Origin of the sequence: Halobacillus aidingensis, from assembly GCF_900104185.1 — a bacterium.
Classification (GTDB): Bacteria; Bacillota; Bacilli; order Bacillales; family Halobacillaceae; genus Halobacillus; species Halobacillus aidingensis.
On record NZ_FNIZ01000003.1, the window covers coordinates 75512 to 93707 of the forward strand.

14 protein-coding genes are annotated in these 18196 nt (G+C 38.7%); 12 read left to right on the forward strand and 2 right to left on the reverse strand.

Translation table 11 applies throughout. The annotated features are described in order from the left end of the window. Positions 1–55: 55 nt before the first annotated feature. Both BLS23_RS03750 and BLS23_RS03755 read right to left on the reverse strand, forming a co-directional pair. Positions 56–2389 (reverse strand): immune inhibitor A domain-containing protein, encoded by a 2334-nt coding sequence (locus tag BLS23_RS03750; protein WP_089651418.1) that lies wholly within the window; start codon positions 2387–2389, stop codon positions 56–58. Between the two features lie 516 nt (positions 2390–2905). After that, on the reverse strand, positions 2906–4018 hold the full coding sequence (locus tag BLS23_RS03755) for a hypothetical protein (RefSeq protein WP_089651199.1): 1113 nt from the start codon (positions 4016–4018) through the stop codon (positions 2906–2908). 686 nt (positions 4019–4704) lie between these two features. Between BLS23_RS03755 and BLS23_RS03760 the strand changes: the two genes are divergently transcribed. From BLS23_RS03760 to BLS23_RS03815, 12 genes are all read left to right on the forward strand, one after another. Further along, on the forward strand, positions 4705–5469 hold the full coding sequence (locus tag BLS23_RS03760; RefSeq protein WP_089651200.1) for a tyrosine-protein phosphatase: 765 nt from the start codon (positions 4705–4707) through the stop codon (positions 5467–5469). 261 nt (positions 5470–5730) lie between these two features. Further along, positions 5731–6702, forward strand: coding sequence for a pectate lyase family protein (locus BLS23_RS03765; RefSeq protein ID WP_089651201.1), 972 nt, complete (start codon positions 5731–5733; stop codon positions 6700–6702). Between the two features lie 365 nt (positions 6703–7067). After that, positions 7068–7994 carry an NAD-dependent epimerase/dehydratase family protein gene (locus tag BLS23_RS03770; protein ID WP_089651202.1) on the forward strand — a complete coding sequence of 309 codons (927 nt, stop codon included), beginning with the start codon at positions 7068–7070 and terminating at the stop codon, positions 7992–7994. A 32-nt stretch (positions 7995–8026) separates the two neighbouring features. After that, positions 8027–8782, forward strand: coding sequence for a YveK family protein (locus BLS23_RS03775; RefSeq protein ID WP_089651203.1), 756 nt, complete (start codon positions 8027–8029; stop codon positions 8780–8782). Beyond that, positions 8766–9401 (forward strand): CpsD/CapB family tyrosine-protein kinase, encoded by a 636-nt coding sequence (locus tag BLS23_RS03780; protein ID WP_089651204.1) that lies wholly within the window; start codon positions 8766–8768, stop codon positions 9399–9401. The genes BLS23_RS03775 and BLS23_RS03780 overlap by 17 nt, the downstream gene beginning before the upstream one ends. Before the next feature lie 29 nt (positions 9402–9430). After that, the gene (locus tag BLS23_RS03785; protein ID WP_167356000.1) at positions 9431–10924 is read left to right on the forward strand and encodes an oligosaccharide flippase family protein; all 1494 of its coding nucleotides are present in this window, start codon (positions 9431–9433) and stop codon (positions 10922–10924) included. Further along, positions 10896–12137: an O-antigen ligase family protein gene (locus BLS23_RS03790; RefSeq protein WP_089651206.1), complete on the forward strand. Its 1242-nt coding sequence runs from the start codon at positions 10896–10898 to the stop codon at positions 12135–12137. Before BLS23_RS03785 ends, BLS23_RS03790 begins: the two co-directional genes overlap by 29 nt. Before the next feature lie 24 nt (positions 12138–12161). Continuing rightward, a complete protein-coding gene (locus BLS23_RS03795) occupies positions 12162–13223 on the forward strand; it encodes a glycosyltransferase family 4 protein (protein ID WP_089651207.1) in 1062 nt (353 codons plus the stop codon). A gap of 16 nt (positions 13224–13239) precedes the next feature. After that, the gene (locus BLS23_RS03800) at positions 13240–14892 is read left to right on the forward strand and encodes a glucosamine inositolphosphorylceramide transferase family protein (RefSeq protein WP_089651208.1); all 1653 of its coding nucleotides are present in this window, start codon (positions 13240–13242) and stop codon (positions 14890–14892) included. A gap of 44 nt (positions 14893–14936) precedes the next feature. Then, entirely contained in the window at positions 14937–16289 is a 1353-nt protein-coding gene (locus BLS23_RS03805) for a sugar transferase (RefSeq protein ID WP_089651209.1), read from the forward strand. A gap of 16 nt (positions 16290–16305) precedes the next feature. Then, positions 16306–17079 (forward strand): glycosyltransferase family 2 protein, encoded by a 774-nt coding sequence (locus BLS23_RS03810; RefSeq protein WP_089651210.1) that lies wholly within the window; start codon positions 16306–16308, stop codon positions 17077–17079. Positions 17080–17120: 41 nt separating this feature from the next. Continuing rightward, on the forward strand, positions 17121–18176 hold the full coding sequence (locus BLS23_RS03815; protein ID WP_167356001.1) for an acyltransferase family protein: 1056 nt from the start codon (positions 17121–17123) through the stop codon (positions 18174–18176). Positions 18177–18196 lie beyond the last annotated feature (20 nt).

Sequence of the window (18196 nt, forward strand, 5' to 3'; positions counted from 1 at the left end):
AAATGAAAAAGTCATTGAAGATTCACTCTTCAATGACTTTTTTTAGTTCAACCTATTATTTGAAAATCATCACTTTACCAACTGTACCATCTTCACTTTGACCAGTGACTCTGAACTTCAGTCCATACTCAGGAACATTACGCCCTGCATCAACTAGACCTTGGTTGGAGTAGTCTGCACTGTCATCGAAAAGAGGTGTGCGCTTCGTGTAATTATCTTTCATGGTTACACCAAGAAGATCTGTGTAGTCTAAATACATTTTCTCTGACTTATCCAAGCTGAATGCGGCATCGTGCACTTGGTAACGTGTGCCTGCTACAGCTCCATCACTCCATTTGTTTACACGCTGGTCTGCATCGACAACGCCGACAAAACCATCCCCAGGGTGAATGCCAGTCCAGTTTTCAGAGTATTGGTTATCCACGTACCAAACGACAAGTCCATCATCAAATGTCATGAGACTATCTCCACGGCGGATGTTGGCTAATCCTTCATCGACACCGTTGTGGCTACGCCATTCAAGAAGATAGTAGTGTTCAGATTGTTTAATTCCATCTTCTTTCGTGAAGCCGTCAAGTGTGAACTTTGCTTCACCTTCTGCATCATCAAATAAAACTTCTTCCCCGTCTACGACAACTGAAAGATCATCAGCGTATAGACCTGGATTTGATACTGCAGCATCTGTCACGTATTCAATGGCAACTTCAACTTCTTGTCCTGCGTAAGCAGAAAGGTCGAAGGAAGCGTCGATCCAACCATCAGAACTTCCTGTAATTCCGTGACCGCGGTTAGAATCATGCGGGTTGGTATCTGTTGTAATATCACTTGGAATTGGTTCCCCGTTAACAGTGACGTATGCATAATCCCAATCTGTTTCAATATCGTACCATGCCTTGAAATTGAATTCCGCACTCGTAGCATTTGTAAGATCGACTGTGGTGGTTAGATAGTTGTGAATTTCATCAGCACTACCGGAGAAGTACTCATATTCACCACTAGCTGGTTCGTTGATGACCGTTTCTTTTTGTGGCAAGTTGACCTTAACGACATCATTCTTTGTACCTTTTGTATTCGCTTCATCTAAAAGGAACTCCATGCCTTTTTCGTTAACATCATCAACATTAATTTCTGTTCCGGATAACCAGTTTCCTTCGGTACCTTCACTGTCTACGACAGCAGAAGCTTGAAGCATTTCTTTTGCATAAGGACTGAATCCTGTCGGCATTGTACCAGGAATGTCACCTGCCCAGCTTCCGCTTGACATGATGGACCAGTAGCTGACCGGCTCCCCTTGTCCTGAATACTGTGTATCATATTCGTCTGGAAGGCCGAGGTCATGTCCGAATTCGTGCGCCATAACTCCTACAGCACCGTCTTCAGGCTCAATGGTGTAATCGAAGGCTGCCATTGCACCGCCCCAGTATGGAACAGTCGCGTCTGTACCTTCAAGCGCAAATACGCCTCCAAGATTCCAGCGGTGAGACCAAATCGCATCAGGACCTAGGGAACCTCCGCCAGCTTCTTCACCAACTCCAGAGTGGATGACCATCAAGTGGTCAACTAATCCATCAGCCTCGAGATAGTTTCCGTCACCGTCTAGGTCATAGCGATCCCACTTGTCATAGTCAGCAAGGTTTACTTCTGGATCAGCAGCTGCAGCTTCAAGAGCTTCTTTAACCAGCCCACGAGCATTGACATCACTATCATCTTCTGTTGGGTAGTTACCACCATAGGCAGCCGCTGGTTTACTAGCCGTGTACCAGCCAGCAACTTCACCTTCGACAGAATAACTTCCACCGGATTGCTGTTCATAATATTGTTTCATAGATACATAGTTTTTCCCGTCTGGACCAGTCCAGCCACCATCACCAAATAACATGTCCTGGTAATGTTCACGGGAGTACGCATCTTCGCCATCGTAATACATGTCTGTTTCATCAGCAGTCATAGAATTATGAGGTTTATCAGGATAGTCGATCAGAAGAACTAGAACTTTATCGGTACGCATTTCGCCGTCATAAGCTTCTTCCTCTACGCTATCAGGAGCATCAGCTTTTGCTTGTCCAAGTTTGTTTCCCTTCCCATTCGTCAGACTGTTATTTTTCATGGCTTTTTCTAGTTTTGCCTTGGTATCTGCTTTTTCATCATCTAACTGACCTTTCGCTTTTTCAGCAGAAGCCTGTTTAGATTCCAGGAACTTCTTCAAGTCCTTCTCAGCTTCGGCAGGTGAAGCGTCTTTCGCGATTTTTCCACTTTCCTTCAACATCTCGATCAATCGTTCGTCATTCGCAATCGCTCCGTCGAAAGGCATGCCTCCTTGAGAATGTGAATGAGTTTTATGTACGTTCTCATGACCGGTCGTCGGCATTTCGAAAGCACTGGCGCTCATTGGCCCTACAGCGAGCGCTAAGGCTAAAGCGGATGTTACAATCTTTGACGTTTTCTTCAATAAAATGACCCCTTCCTTTAGAAACCCTTTTTATCCTACATTTTCTAATTTATCAAAAAAGAGAGAATAATCAATATTATTTGATAATTATTCAGAAAAATAAGAAAAAAAGACTACCATTTGTCATTCGTGGTAGTCTTGAGTGTTCATCATCCGACATAATTTAATATTAAATGTCATAAATTGAATTTCATACTTTGATTGAACTTATAGAGATTTGTAGGGTTGGTAATGATACAATAAGCGCCAGGTTTGGTGATTACTGTAATCGCATACCGACACTTAGAGAAGCATTTGCTAGTTGAAGGTAAAGAATGAGCAGTATTGGGGCATAAATACATGGGATAAACGACGTAACATCATGGTATTTCTATTCGTAATTACGTCTTTCAATTACAGACAGATACTTTGTAGACACATACTTGTTCCAATTCTATACTCAGAGATTCTAATTCATCAAACTGGTTTTATAGGAATGTACATAATCCCTGCGCTGGTCATGACTCGATAAACAGCATCTGTTGTTGGGTTAAGGTCTGTTCTTAACCATACTTGCCCTACCACAGGATTTTGAGGGTCACTCGTTCTTTTTTCAACTATTGTGGTGTCATGACTAACGACAAGGTTTTTTCTCCCTTTATCACTGACACGATCCAGGGGCACATTTCTGGATAAGTCGACGAAATTATAAGACGACCTAACAGTGAAATCTACGACAGACCCGGAGTGGGTAATCTCAAACAAGTCCCATACCATGCCTGTAAATCTGTTATCTTGGCCACTGGCTGTAATGATTTTCTTTGTAGAATTAGAGGGTTGGATTTGAAGGTTTGAAAATATATTTCCTGTTGTTTCAAATGGGACCGTTTCGCTTCCCTCAAGCACAATCATATGGACACAATCTTCGATGGCGATATTGTCAAAGTTATTCGCGTTTACCCAAGCCCTGCCGCTGCTAGGTTTTGTTGCGCGAAGATGTATTCCTTTTTCAAAGCCTACGATTTTAATGTTGCTGAAGTTTACAAATGAAATTTCGTGTTCGTTTCCTCCTGAGTAAAGGTAAATCCCAGTGCCCCCGTTATCCCCCATCCAGTTCAGTATTGTAATATCATCAATCTGTGTATTGTTCCACGTGTTGTAGAACTTTTGTGATCCATTCAATGAAATGGCTTTTCTTGTATATCCAGTTACGTCAATAGCAACTTTTCCACCTAAAAAGGAAGCATCTTGTTCTATGATGAATCCGTCCACATTCGCTCCCAACATGTAAACCGTAGAGTAAGCAGACAATAGACGTACACCTTTTTTTATAGTAATTGTGCTCTCTAAATAAAAACTTAGATCATCAGAAAATACGGTTTTTATGGAATGTTGCTCTGCATAGTCAATCGCTTTCTGTAACCTATCTGCATCACTTACTCCTGAAAAGTCAGATACTCGAATATAGACGGGTTGGGAACTTGACGAGTTACTGTCCTCAGGTTTTGAGGATAAAAGTGAAACAATCCCGTTTATTGCACTTGTCAAATTGTTGATCTCATTCTGAAGTTCTTCATTGGAAAACACCAATTGGTACACCTCTTCTTTTCAATATTTTCCTTTTTATTTACTATAAAAGCTCTCTTAACAAGAATTTGATATGTTCATTCTCACCTTAAAAAGCCGTCAAGATTTAAGACTGTATTATATGAAAAATATATACAATTGGTTCTTACGTCTCACGTGCATAAACAACGATGTTAAAACTCTAGGCGTGAGGTGAAAATCCTCCTATGTTGGCTGAAAGTAAAAGGTGGGTCTTCAAAAAATGTGTTCTTTCATAAGAATAAACGAGGAAAAAATTTACTTATTATAGTGTTATTGCGAGTATTTTAAAGATTTAATGATAAATCTGTTCTCTAAAGTGAAATATGGGTATATTTGAGGTTTTCCATATGTTTACCAAGGTTATATAATTAATTTATACCATTCTTAATAAAGAACGACCGGAGAGAATGCAAAGAACTACAGGAGAAGGAATAAATACCAACAAAATACATGCAGTGTTGTGTGTAGTTCAATTGCGGTCGGCAGAGTTCTCAAATTTATGAGGTTGAACTTTATGGAATTTATTGGATTATTTTGTTTGACACTGTTGTTTGTTGGTTAGTAGCTACTTAATAAGTGCATGAAATCATTTACTAATTATCTAAGGTGTTAGGAAATAGTAATCTGTTTAATCTTTGTACAAAAAATACTAAAGAGGTGGAATGAAAATGATCGATTTGCACAGTCATATACTACCTGGGTTAGATGATGGAGCACAAACGATGGAGGAAAGTGTTGAAATGGCCAGATTGGCTGTTGAACAAGGAATCGATACGGTCGTTGCTACTCCACATCATCTTCATACACGGTATAGTAATCCAAAGTCGCTTGTCATCCAAAAAACCATTCAGTTGAATGAGGAACTCTTTCAACAAGGAATTGATTTGACCGTGCTCCCTGGGCAGGAGATAAGACTCAATGGAGATCTTGAAGCGTTTGAATCGGAGGAATTGCTATCTATCAATAAGAATAGTGGTTATGTTTTTCTCGAATTGCCGAATCATGAGATTCCTCATTATGCTAAAAAGATGATGTATGACATTCAATTGCTTGGTTACAAGCCTGTTCTCGTTCATCCAGAGCGCAATAAAATGATTCGACAGCAACCGAATGAACTTTATAACTTTGTGAAAAATGGTGCTATCACTCAAGTAACCGCTGCAAGTATAGCAGGGAAATTAGGGAAAGAAGTTCAAAAATTTTCTTATCAAATGATTGAATTCAATCTGACTCACCTTGTAGCCTCTAACGCTCATGACTCCAAAAAACGTGGATTTTTCATGAAAGAAGCTTACAGCAAAATTGAGAAAAAGTTCGGTGCGGATCTCATGTATCAATTCATGGAAAATGCTCACGTCGTCCTTGAAGGAGAGATGGTTTATACGGATCCACCTGAGCGTATTAGAACAAAAAAACGGCTGGGAATTTTTTAATCAGAAGGAGTACTTAGAAGAACTGCCTTCAAAAGCAATGGTTCAGTTTAAGAAAAACTATACACGCAAAGCCTGTCGTTCATGCTATGAAAAAACGCAAGCTCTTATTAGGGAGGCTTGCGTTTTTTCAGTCTTTATTTGTTATTAAACAAACAATTGGCCAACTACCTTTTATGTGCCTTATACAGGTTCTTTTTTATTAGGCTATAGCCTTCAATCTAGGTCCTTACTTACCAAATATTTTTTCAAGGAGCGTATGCGTTGAATTACAAGGTTTTTATGCTTGCTTTAGCTGTGCTTATCCTCGGTATTCTATTTGTTTACGAAAAATATGAAAATCAACAACAATCCTTAGAAAAAGCTTCACTGAAAGAGGAGATAAATATTGAAGGTTTTGGTGCCAAAGGAAACGACGATAAGGATGATTCAACGGCTATCCAAGAGGCTATTAATTATGGTGTGAAACATGAATTAGGGAAAGTTAAGGTGACAGGTAATCAAAAATTCATCCTTCAGAAAGGGATTATTTTAAAACAAGGGATTGAGCTGGAATTAGGAAAGAACACCACTTTAGAAGTTCAAGGTGACTTTAGGGTTTTTGAAATCATGAAAAATGCCTCAATTACAAATGGCATCATAGAGGTGTCTGATAAAAACTTCTCTTCTGAAGTCCTTTACTTTGATGGCGAACAAAATTTTTGGTCTTGGGAAACTTCAAGCATTGAGGGGATGAATATTATAAATACGAGTGATGAAAACACGGGAACAGCTATAGCACTTGTAGCTGACCATTCCAATGAATTTATTAGTTTTGTCGATTTTTCATCGATAAAAATTGTAGGTTTTCGAACAGGAGTTTTCATCAAGGCTGAAACACCAACTGGAAAATATAACTTTGTTAATGGCAATCGCTTTATTAATCTTACGTTGGATGATTGTGTCGAATGTATCGTCATAGAGAGTTCTAAATCTATTCCTAATGAGGTGTCGGGGAATCAATTTACTGACTTTCAAATTCAATTGTCAGATGCTACAGAAGAGGTCTTAAAAGTGTCTGGATCAGATAACCGCTTTCAAGGAATGATCTGGGACGTGGAATCATATGCCTCGGAAACTAAGATTGTAAATTTCTCCGCTCAGTCTATGAGGAACAGTCTGATTTCTAATGTGAATGAAACATATATCGTTGATCAAGGGGATAACAACTCATACTATCCACAGTCCACCCCCTGATCTTAGCAGCTTCACAATTATGAAATGGATCATTATTATATGGAACACCTTTTTATACCTCTCTTCCAAACCAAAGTGTAGGAGCAGGAGGGTGTAACAATAAAAACATTAAATAAAAGAGTGATCAGTTTGAACCTTTAGTAAAACTGATCACTCTTTTTGTTCTTTAAACAGAACGAAAAAGATAAAAAAAGAGAGGTATTGGAAGTATTCGCCACGAAAAGTGTCTTATCAAGAACAAATAAGGTGGATTTGGAGTTTTGCTATTAAAGATAAACACTCTATAATGAACATAATATACTTTATAAAGAACGGGCGTTTGATGGTTCTTTATAAAGAAAATGCGGATAGGCAGGTGGAGTCTAGTGAAAGCATTAGTGACAGGTGGGGCTGGTTTTATTGGATCACACATCGTAGATGAATTACTTCTACAGAATTTTGATGTAATCGTTTTAGACAATCTATCAACAGGAAGGGTAGAGAACATTTCTGGTCGTGTGATTCACTATAACGTAGATCTCAAAGATAACTTGGATTTAGTGTTTGCCAAGGAAAGGCCGGACATCGTTATTCATCAAGCGGCTCAAGTTTCAGTTTCTTATTCAATGAAAAATCCAGGGTTTGATGCGGAAGAAAACATCAAGGTGACAGTAAACCTGTTAGAAGCCTGCGTGAAATATGGAGTGAAGAAGTTTATTTTTGCTTCTTCAGCAGCTGTTTATGGTGCACCGGAATATTTACCTATAGGGGAGGATCATCCTGTAGATCCTTTATCGTTTTATGGGCTGTCAAAGAGAAATGCAGAAACCTATATTCAAATGTTTTCTAACACATTCGGTTTGAACTATACCATTCTTCGCTATTCCAATGTTTATGGAATGAGACAAAATACAAAAGGGGAAGCCGGGGTAGTGGCCTTGTTCATCGATCAAGCCTTGAGAGGGGAGGCTTTATCCGTTTTCGGAGATGGGTTGCAAACGAGAGATTTTATTTTTGTTAAAGATGTAGCCAAAGCGAATGTAGCCGCCTGTCATTATGGTGATCGAAAAACGCTCAATATCAGCCAAGGAACTAAAACTTCTATATTAGAACTTATTGAAGAACTGTACTTTAACATAAGTGATTCTATGAGGCCTTCTTTTCATGATGAACGGCCAGGGGATATCCGTCATAGTTTACTTTCCAACCAGGAGGCTAAACATTGGCTTGATTGGGAACCCTCTTATACACTATCGGACGGCATTCAATTAACAATAAAATATTGTCAAAGTCATCAAGTGCACACTTATTAGATATAAACTTTAATGAATAGGTGGAGGTTGTCATGCAAGATCAGATGGATATTAAAGCTTTTTTCTCTGTTCTCAAAAAGAGAATCCTTACAATCTTTATCGTCACCTTTTTCGTGTTTATTTTAGTCGGAGCTGTTTCAATATTTTTCATGAAGCCTACGTATGAATCAATGGAGAGTATCGTTGTCGGTGATTTGAACAAACAAACGACTGAATATGCGGAATCGAGAGAACTTAATATGTTGCTTGCCTCTACCATCGATTTTATTAAAAGCCCCAGCGTACTTAATTACGTAAGCAACGAATTTAGTATCAGTTATGAAGACATAGAAAAACAGGTGGTCGTACAGAATACGAGGAATTCACAGATTGTGAATGTTGTCGTAAGAGGAAGTAGTCCGGATGATACAGAAAAAATAGCGAACATGATCGTTGTTACTACTGTAGACAAGATGAATCAGCTGTTTGATGTACAAGATATATACATCTTAAGCGATTCTCCTAATGGAACCACCGCTGAAAAAATCGGTAGCACTACACTGAACTTGGGAATTGGGGTAGTGATTGGGTTATTAGCTGGGATCGGAGTCGCTTTTTTGAGGGAACATTTAGATGATTCAATCCGAACCGTTTCTCAAGTAGAAAAGGAATTGGGGATTCTGGTCTTTGGTGATCTTCATTTGAAAAGGAAAACTTCACGAAAGAGGAAACATGAAGAAAATCCTATCCAGAGAGGTAGAAAAATGGAAGTCGTAGAAGGGGAGAAAAAAAATGAGGTCAGTGTCTGAGAAGATTAAACAGAGATTAATGCTCAACGAACAATATGTGAGCACTCAGCAAATACGCATGATCCAAATTCGAGTGAATCGATTCATCCGACACGAACCTTCAGCGTTGATGCTTACATCAGTAGATGAACATACGGAAAACTCTTTGATATCTGCGAAATTAGCTATGGCTATGGCTCAACAAGGTAAGAGAGTGTTATTGGTCGATGCGGATCTATCGTCTCCTACTCTCCATGATTTTTTTCAAAAAAAGAATGAATTGGGTTGGGCTAATGCTGTTCTAGAAAGGAGAGGTGTACAAAATATGATCAGGGAAACACAGGTCCCTAACCTATGCCTCTTAACTACTGGATGTACCCAAAAATTTCCACAGGGAATGTGGATACCTGAAAAAATTAAAGGGGTCGTTGAGGAATGTAAGAAGGCGTTCGATCTCATTTTATTTACGTCTCCAACATTTTTATTTAGTGCTAATGCTCAATTGTTAGTCGAGTACTGTGAAGGTGTTATTTTGGTAGCTCGAACAAATAAGAGTAAGAAAGAAAAGTTAGTAAACACTGTAGAAGCAATTGAAAGGTCTGGTAGAGAAGTCTTCGGCACCATTCTACAAACGGGATAAATGAAAACTTTGAAGGAGGGGAGGAGCAGGTGAACAAGGAAAAGAAAAATTCCATTGGATCAAATATCCTTCATCTATTTTACAGTACGGCCCTATCTAGTATTTTGAATGCTGCTGCTCTCATTGTCTTGGCTTCCTACCTCCAATCCAACCATTATGGAGTGTTCAGTGTCGCTTTAGCCTTTGCCATGATTATGGGGTACTTTACAGATGCAGGGTTAAGCGATATCACACTCCGCGAAGGTTCTAAGCCCAAGGTGAAATTACAGGAACTGATTTCTTCTTATGTGAAGATGAGATTGGCTCTTCTTGTGGCCACCTTTTTCATTGGTTTCTCCTTCATTCACATGTTCAACTCAAGTAACGGAGAGTTGATTCGTACGGCTTACTATTTAATTATTCCTATGGTCACTGGTGTCGCCTTACAAAGCATAGGAACGACTTTCTATCAACTTATTGAAAAAATGCAATATTACGGATTGATCCGTATGGTCTCATCATTTTGTCTTGTTACAGCAATGGTGATCGGGATGGGGCTCCAGTTAAACCCTCTCATCATGTGTGCGTTATATGGATTCTCTTATTTAACAGCAGGAATTTTTGGTCTGATCTTAGTGATGAAGGACGTATCCATTCGGTTTTCATACCCTTTCCATAAAGGTCTTTTCAAGAACCTGGGTTCCTTCACATTGGGGGGCCTCCTGTTTGTTTTGCTGCCGCATATTGGGCCTATCATTCTTGAGAAAACGATCCCGATTGCTGCAGTGGGACTGTTCGCTGTGGCTTATCGAATCCCACAAGCTTTGCAGCAAATTCCTTTTATTGTAGCAGGAGCTTACTATCCCGTTTTATTTCGTTCTTTCCAAAATCAGAACTTGGAACGACACCTTGACCATCGGATTACGCAGACAAAAATCATGTCATTGGTCGGTATGATGATGGTTCTTCCTTTTTTTTACCTTTCTGAATACGTCATCAAGGTTTTATTCGGGACGGAGTGGTTAGGTGCGGCTTTTCCACTTAAAGTTCTTTCACTTATGCTTTTACTTCAATCCATAAACATAGCATTAGCGGACGGTTTAACAACGATGGAAAAACAAAATTTCCGTACATTTATACAATTTGTCACTGTTATCGTCGGTGTAGGCATGTATATAACCTTAAGCCTTTCTTATGGCGTTATCGGTGCTGCCATTACTGGAGTGGCTATCGAAGTTTTGGCTCTTCTAGGTTTTTGGTTATGTTCACCAAATCGATGGGTACTGTTCAAAAAGTCCTTATTTCCTTATTTATCCTACTTTTTTGCTGGCTTACTTCTTATGGAATGGCTAGAGACTTTTCATGCCATACTTGCACTGAGTCTCCATTCCATCCTTGTGCTGCTGCTTCCTTTGCTGGACACTGAACTAAGGCGAAAAATCACCGTTTATACTCAACATTGGATATTGAAATACAAACAAGGACGAGTGCCGAAGCATTCAGGAGGGGTGGGAAATGGACCTTCAAAAGCCAACGGATCATAAAAGAAATTGGACTGTATTTTTTCTATTCCTGCTGATCACTTTAGCTAATTATGGTGTTCACATAGGGTTTTCATTAAAACCTTATATGATCTTTTCCCTCCTTTATTTTGTCATTATGATCGGTCAGTTCCGGTTCTATCATCTGCAATTATATGAAGTGGCTATGCTCGCATTCTATCTGATTTACTCGTTTACAGGCGCATTCTCGCTATATCCTGCCTCAAGTATAAGGATAATGGCTGGTGCTTTTATCTATTTGTCTTGTTACATGGTGATGAAATCCATACTTGAAGGGGTCCATCAATCGATCATTGATAAGAGTATTGGATATGTGGGTCTGATCTTCAATACAGCGAGCCTTCTTTTGTACGTGATTGGACTTAAAAGTGTCGACTACTTTTTTGATACCGAGGGAATCCGAATATCTCAATTCGGATTGATGATCGATCGCAACTATCCTAGATTAATTGGCTTACTCCAAGATCCTAACTTTTTTGTTTTTTATAATACTGTTTTCTTCGCCTACTATTTATGTAATTCAAAAGGATGGTTGAACAAAGCAGGATTGATCTTGTGTATTACGACGAATATCCTCACTTTTTCTAGAGGAGGGTTACTTGTCATGCTGGTCCTCTTCGTCTTATATGGAATGATTAACCATCCTTTCAAACAATTGAAAATGACGATGGGGGTCATCCTATCCGTTACCTTTGCGTGCTATATAGCCATCGTATATTTGAGATTTGATTTGTTTTCCATATTAGAATCGAGAATGAACGACTTTACGAGTGACGGGGGCAGCGGTCGGATCGAGTTGTGGGGGCGAGCCTGGGAATATTTCACCACCCACAAAATCGTTGGAATTGGTGCCTTCAACTTTGCGGAATACAATTCCTTTGAATATGGGGATAACCTTTCCGTACACAACACCTTCTTGGATATACTCTCTGAATCGGGTCTCTTTGGCATATTCTTTTATCTTTTGTTTTTATTACTTGTCGTTTATCAACTGTATCAAAGTAAAATTCACAAACATAAACCTTATCTTTTTTTAACAATTATAGGTATGGTCCTTCAAATGGGCTTTCTATCTGTAATCATCAATGACATTTTTTTTACGGTCTTGGCGATCTTATCGACCTATTTAAATCGATATAAAAGGAAGGCGCAGGAAAGTACACCTTCTGTGACAACGGTACAAAAAGTATCATGAATGATATGAATAGGGGTGATTCCAATGAATGTCTTGTTACTAACGGATAAATTAAGCTTTGGAGGAGCAGAGATTTACTTCTGCAAACTCGAAAATCATCTGGAGCATCCAGATCTCAAGTTTTTCTATGCTGCAGGTCCAGGTGATTTACAAAATAGAATCCAGCATTTGGATCGTTATGTTCAATTAAAAAGAGAGAAACATTATGAAAATTTGTTGAGATTGAAAAAAGTAGTGAAACTCAACGGTATTTCTTTAATTCATGCGAATAGTTTGCGGATGGTGCTTTATGGAATTGCTCTGAAGATGATGACACGCAAGCCTATTAAACTTCTCTACACAAAGCACAATATCACCTGGTTGGAACTGAAAAGCAGAAGAATATTCTCCACGTTAATGAACGGGTTTGTCGATCGAATCATTACTGTGAGCAATTTTGAAAAAAAATCGCTCTTAGAATCCGGCGTTCGAAAGGAAATCATTAAAACGATTTATAACGGTGTAGATCTAGAGCAATTTATCTTTAGAGAAAAAAAAGAAGATCAGGACTTCAATGTGGGAGTGTTGGCTAGATTATCTAAAGAAAAAAACCTTGAATTCTTTATTGAGATTGCCAGGAAGTGCAAAGGTATGAAAAATGTGAATTTTATTATAGGTGGAGACGGACCGGAAAGGAACAAGTTGGAAAATTTAATTCAACGGTATGGTTTATCTGGGAAAGTAAAGATGCTTGGTTCAATCAAGAACCCGGAAAAATTTATCGAAGACATGGATATCATGTTGCTCACTTCAAATCGCGAGGTTTTTCCCATGGTCGTTTTGGAGTCGATGGCTGTAGGTACCCCCATCATATCCATAGATAGGGGAGGGATAAGTGAAGCACTCCTTGAAGGGCAAACGGGTTATCTTGTTTCCGAACATTCCACTGATGCATTCTATGAAAAGATTTTGACGTTATTCGGGGATTCGATGAAGCATCGGGAATTATCTATAAAGGCACGGCGGCGGGTGGAAGAAGAGTTTTCTTTAAAAAAAATGGTAGATGAGACACTACAAGAATATCTAGAACGAAAAGATTTCGTTTAGAGAGGGGGAGGGTTATATGAAGGTTGAAAATATGAAATTTGGAATTATTATAGATGAACTTTCAGGAGAAAAGTGGAAGTATGAAACACTTCATAAACTGAAAGAAATGGAAGGTCTTGAGTGTTCCTTAATAATTAAGGTTCATGCTGGTGAAAAGAACCAGTCCTATAAAAGCCAAGACCACAATATAAAAGATCTTTTCCCTCATTGTAGTTACAAAATATGTGAAGTTGACAAAGGTGTACTAAAGCCAAGGGACCTCTTACATTTAAGGGCTTATCATTTGGATTTTTATTTAGATTTAAGTGATGTAAGATTTGAAGGCGAATTTCTTAATCTACCCTTGTACGGTGTGTGGTCCTTCCGCCACTTAAAAGAAAGAGGACCTATTCTTCATGAATTATGGAAAGAATCATCCTATACGGAAGTTTTTTTTGATCGTTTACTTCCCAACGGAAAAGTTCAAAATTTGATAAAGGGTTCCCTTCCGACGATTCTTTTTTCAGCTAAAAAACATAAGGGACAAATAGAACAGGCCATACTAGAATGGCCAGCTCAGATGTGTAGGAAAATAAACAAAGGTATACCATATACATTTGGTTCACATGAATGCGTTATAGAAAAAAACACTCCTGTCTCAGTAATGAAACGAATAAGATATTCACTGCGAATAGGAAAACATCAAGCTAAAAGATGGTATAAGCGCTTGTTTGGATACGAGTACTGGAATATTGGTATTGTGAAGCAACCCTTGCAAGATTTTTTGAGTGAAAACCCATTAGAAATTGAATGGTTATTCCCTGATAAAAAACTGTATTATGCAGATCCATTCGCTTATGAAGCAGATGGAGAGTTACGTTTGATATTCGAAGAAGTGGATCATAGAGTTGTAAAAGGCTTTATCAGTGAATGTCATCTAATGAACGAAGGGGAAGATAAGGGGAAGTATATTCTGAGAAAGGGAACGATGAACTTACCCACACATATGTCTTACCCTTATATTGTTGAAGACGGGAATCACTACTACTGTATTCCTGAAACATCAGAATCGAAAAAAGTGACGCTACATCAATGGGATGATGAGACTAAAGAATGGAGAGAAGTCAAAACCATCTTGAAAGGGGTGGCAGCTGTAGATTCTACTATTATTCATTGGAATGGAAGATGGTGGCTGTTTTGTACAAGGGCGTCATCACTCCAAACCGAGAATTATGAGCTTCATATCTTTTATTCAGATCACCTTCTCGGTGCATGGAAAGAGCATGCTGCAAACCCGGTTAAGTATGATATCCGTTCAGCAAGACCAGCAGGTACTCCATTTGTCCGAAATGATGTATTATACCGGCCAGCGCAAGACTGTTCGGCCACATACGGTGGGAGTATTGTTCTTAATAGAGTAGAAGAATTAAGTCCTGATAAATTTCAGGAAGAACCAGTCTCACATTTGAAACAGCCACCTGGAAGCCTTTATCCAGACGGATTACACACCATGTCTTATGCAAGAGAGAACATTTCTTTAGTCGATGGGAAGCGGATCGATTATCATCCTTTGAATTTGATTAAAAAACTTTATATGTTAAAGTCCAAACCTTTTGAAAAAGTTATGAAACCTAGTAATAGGAAGGGGATTTTTGTACATTCGTTCTCAATAAAGAACTTAAATTCTTGATTGAGTTGTAATGACGCAGGAACGCAAGAGAGGAGAGGGATAAGATGAATCAGTCGTTTAAAGGAAACTTTGCCCCCTTTATTTTTATTGATATGGGTCTGCTCTTTAGTGGGTTTTGGATAATCTATAACTTTTTTGAGGCTAGCTCTATCGTTGATTCCCCGTTTCACACTGCATCACTTCCTCTCGCATTAGGAATAGCCTATATGATTTTTACATTCTCCGATTCTTATAGGAACTGGGAGAGGAAATCGGTCAAGGATCTTATGTATTCTGTCGTTTTCTCAATGACCATCTTAGGGTTGTTCATTAGTTTGGGAATCGTTTTCACATCATGGTTTACTTTCGGTATAAGCTATTTGATGTTTTCTATTAGTCTGCAGACTCTTCTTTTATTACTCGTCAGGTTGATAGCCTGGTCTTTAATAAGGAAAAGAGCTATAAAAAGGATCTGGTTGATTGGAAACGATGATTCAAAGATGCATCATTTTCTTGAGCAGAATGAAGGTTGGTATCGGATATATGGTTCATCTCATTCAATGGATGAAAATATATTAACAAAATACGGTGAAGAGACAGATGCGTTGTTGATCGATTCTAGTTTTAGCGCAAAAGAAAAAGTGGAAATGGTACAGCTTGCCACGAAATATGGGAAGGAAATATTGGTTATACCTGAGCTGTATGAATTGGGGATTCAGGGAGCTGAAACCTATCAGATGGAAGATACAATCGTCTACTCTATCCAACCCTTTCATATTCATCCCGTCCAACAATTACTGAAAAGGGGTATGGATGTGATTGGTTCCATGGGTTTAATCCTACTCACTAGCCCACTACTGATTTTATTATTATGGCTGATCCCTTTGACTTCCCCGGGCCCTGCTTTATATAAACAGCAGCGTTTAGGAATGAAAGGGAAACCTTTTTGGATTTATAAGTTCCGAAGTATGGTTGCCGATGCAGAGAATAAAACAGGCCCGGTTTTAGCAACTGTGAGAGATCCAAGAATTACTCCAATTGGGTCATTTATTCGAGCTACAAGAATAGACGAACTCCCGCAATTGTTCAATGTCTTGAAGGGTGAGATGAGTCTTATTGGTCCCAGACCAGAAAGAGAATATTTTGTGAAGCAATTCAATAAACAGTTTCCAGATTACCATCATCGTCTTGAAGTTAAACCAGGCATTACGGGTTTAGCGCAAGTGCACGCGAAATATACCACTTCAGCGGAAGATAAATTACGTTTTGATTTAGCTTATGTGAAAAATTATAGCTTTTTGTCAGATTGGAAAATATTGATTCTAACGTTGAAAGTAGTTTTCCACCGTGAACAGGCACAAGGCGTGGATATGAAAGATTCCATGAAAAGTGTGGGTGAGAAGAGGGCGATTCATTAAAAGGGGAGATGTTCAAATGGATTTTAAAAATATGGGGAAAGTCTCTGTCATTACTCCTTCGTATAATTCAGCGGATTTTATTTCGGAGACGATTGAATCCGTTCAATCTCAAACTTACACGAATTGGGAAATGATTATCGTGGATGACTGCTCTAAAGATCAATCCGTAAAACTTATCGAAGCCAAACAATTGGAAGATGAACGGATTAAGCTTATCAAATTAATGAGAAATGGTGGGCCTGCTTATGCTAGGAATCAAGCGATCCTAGCTGCAGATGGTAGATATCTAGCTTTTTTAGACAGTGATGACCAATGGCACCCGCAAAAACTAGAAAAACAGATTTTGTTCATGCATCAAAATGGTTATTCTTTTTCTTACACTGCTTATAGGATTATGCAGGAAGGAGGGAACCCTACAGAGGTTGTTTTCCATATGCCTAGTCAAATCACATATAAAGACTTACTTAAGAATACAGCAATTGGAACTTTGACAGTGGTGCTGAACCAGGAAAAGCTAGGTAAGGTGCAAATGCCCCTCTATAGAGATTGTTCTGAAGATTATGGATTGTGGATGTCCATTCTCTCTCATGGAGTGACTGCTTATGGATTGAATGAAGAACTGGCTTTATATAGAAAATGTAATGAATCGCTATCCAGCAACAAGTGGAAGTCAGCTCGGAAGACTTGGAATACTTACAGGAAAGTCGGTCGTAGTAATCTTCCTTCGACGATATGGTATTTTTTGAATTACTCCGTCCGTGCGATGAGAAAACATACGCGAACTTCTTGAACCTGGTTTATTAGTAAGTAAACATAGGAGAGATGAAGATCATGAAACAATCCAATTCCGGTAAATTGGAGATCATCCAGATCTCCAGAGCTCTTGCTATATTATTTGTACTTATCGGACATGCGAACAATAACTTTTATCAGGAAATTGGGTATGATTGGTTTAATGTAGCCCAATGGGAACGAACAGGGGGCGTAGATTTCTTTTTTATTGTCACAGGATTCATGATTTATTACCTTTATAACAAGTATGCTGGAAATAAGGAAAAAGCCACTCAGTTTCTGATCAAAAGAATTTTGAGGATTTTCCCTTTATATTGGATTTTTACAACGTTAGCTTTAATTGCCCCCTTAGCGTTTCCCATGCTCCAAGAAGGTTATAGTATGGAGGTCACCCTCAAGTCTTTTCTCTTATTAACTAATGAGCCCATACTAAGTTCAGCATGGTCACTGACACACATCGTATTCTTTTATCTCTTATTCTTTGCTTATATGTATAAACCAGTGATTATGAAACCTTTCATAGGCTTATTGGTTGGGTTAACTCTTCTCGGAGAAATGAATATATTTCCCTTCCTTCCAAGCTGTATTTTCAGTATTAGTATAGTGGAAATCTTTTGTGGGGCGCTCGTAGCTTATCTTTCTATCCATTTCACAAATAAATACGCTGGACTTTGTATTGTACTCGGGCTGGCTGGCTATTTCCTGGTATGGGTCCATAATGTTTATTCACTTACCTTTATCCCCTTATCCCTAGCGTACGGATTTTGTTCCATGTTAATTATGTATGGTATAGCAGAAATGGATAAGACCAAGAGAAATGTCCCGCATTTCTTATCTTATCTGGGTGGAGCATCTTACTCCATTTACATTGCCCATGGCCCTTTTATTAAAGGATATTTGATGATATTTATGAAGTTGAATTTCTTTGACATCTTCCATCCATTTTTCGGGTTGATCATGATCATCTTTTTGGTCACTGCTTCATGCTGTATGGTTTATAACATTGTGGAAAAACCTTTGGTAGAGACTTTGAGAAGAAAGGTCCTTGGTAAGAAGAAAGTATCTCAACCAGTTCCTCATTTGCTTGCGAAATAGAAACTCATTTAATGAAATAT

Coding starts and splice junctions, on each gene's coding strand:
- BLS23_RS03750 (WP_089651418.1), bottom strand. CDS start 2,389: ATGAGCGCCAGTGCTTTCGAAATGCCGACGACCGGTCATGAGAACGTA.
- BLS23_RS03760 (WP_089651200.1), top strand. CDS start 4,705: ATGATCGATTTGCACAGTCATATACTACCTGGGTTAGATGATGGAGCA.
- BLS23_RS03775 (WP_089651203.1), top strand. CDS start 8,027: ATGCAAGATCAGATGGATATTAAAGCTTTTTTCTCTGTTCTCAAAAAG.
- BLS23_RS03780 (WP_089651204.1), top strand. CDS start 8,766: ATGAGGTCAGTGTCTGAGAAGATTAAACAGAGATTAATGCTCAACGAA.
- BLS23_RS03790 (WP_089651206.1), top strand. CDS start 10,896: ATGGACCTTCAAAAGCCAACGGATCATAAAAGAAATTGGACTGTATTT.
- BLS23_RS03795 (WP_089651207.1), top strand. CDS start 12,162: ATGAATGTCTTGTTACTAACGGATAAATTAAGCTTTGGAGGAGCAGAG.
- BLS23_RS03800 (WP_089651208.1), top strand. CDS start 13,240: ATGAAGGTTGAAAATATGAAATTTGGAATTATTATAGATGAACTTTCA.
- BLS23_RS03805 (WP_089651209.1), top strand. CDS start 14,937: ATGAATCAGTCGTTTAAAGGAAACTTTGCCCCCTTTATTTTTATTGAT.
- BLS23_RS03810 (WP_089651210.1), top strand. CDS start 16,306: ATGGATTTTAAAAATATGGGGAAAGTCTCTGTCATTACTCCTTCGTAT.
- BLS23_RS03815 (WP_167356001.1), top strand. CDS start 17,121: ATGAAACAATCCAATTCCGGTAAATTGGAGATCATCCAGATCTCCAGA.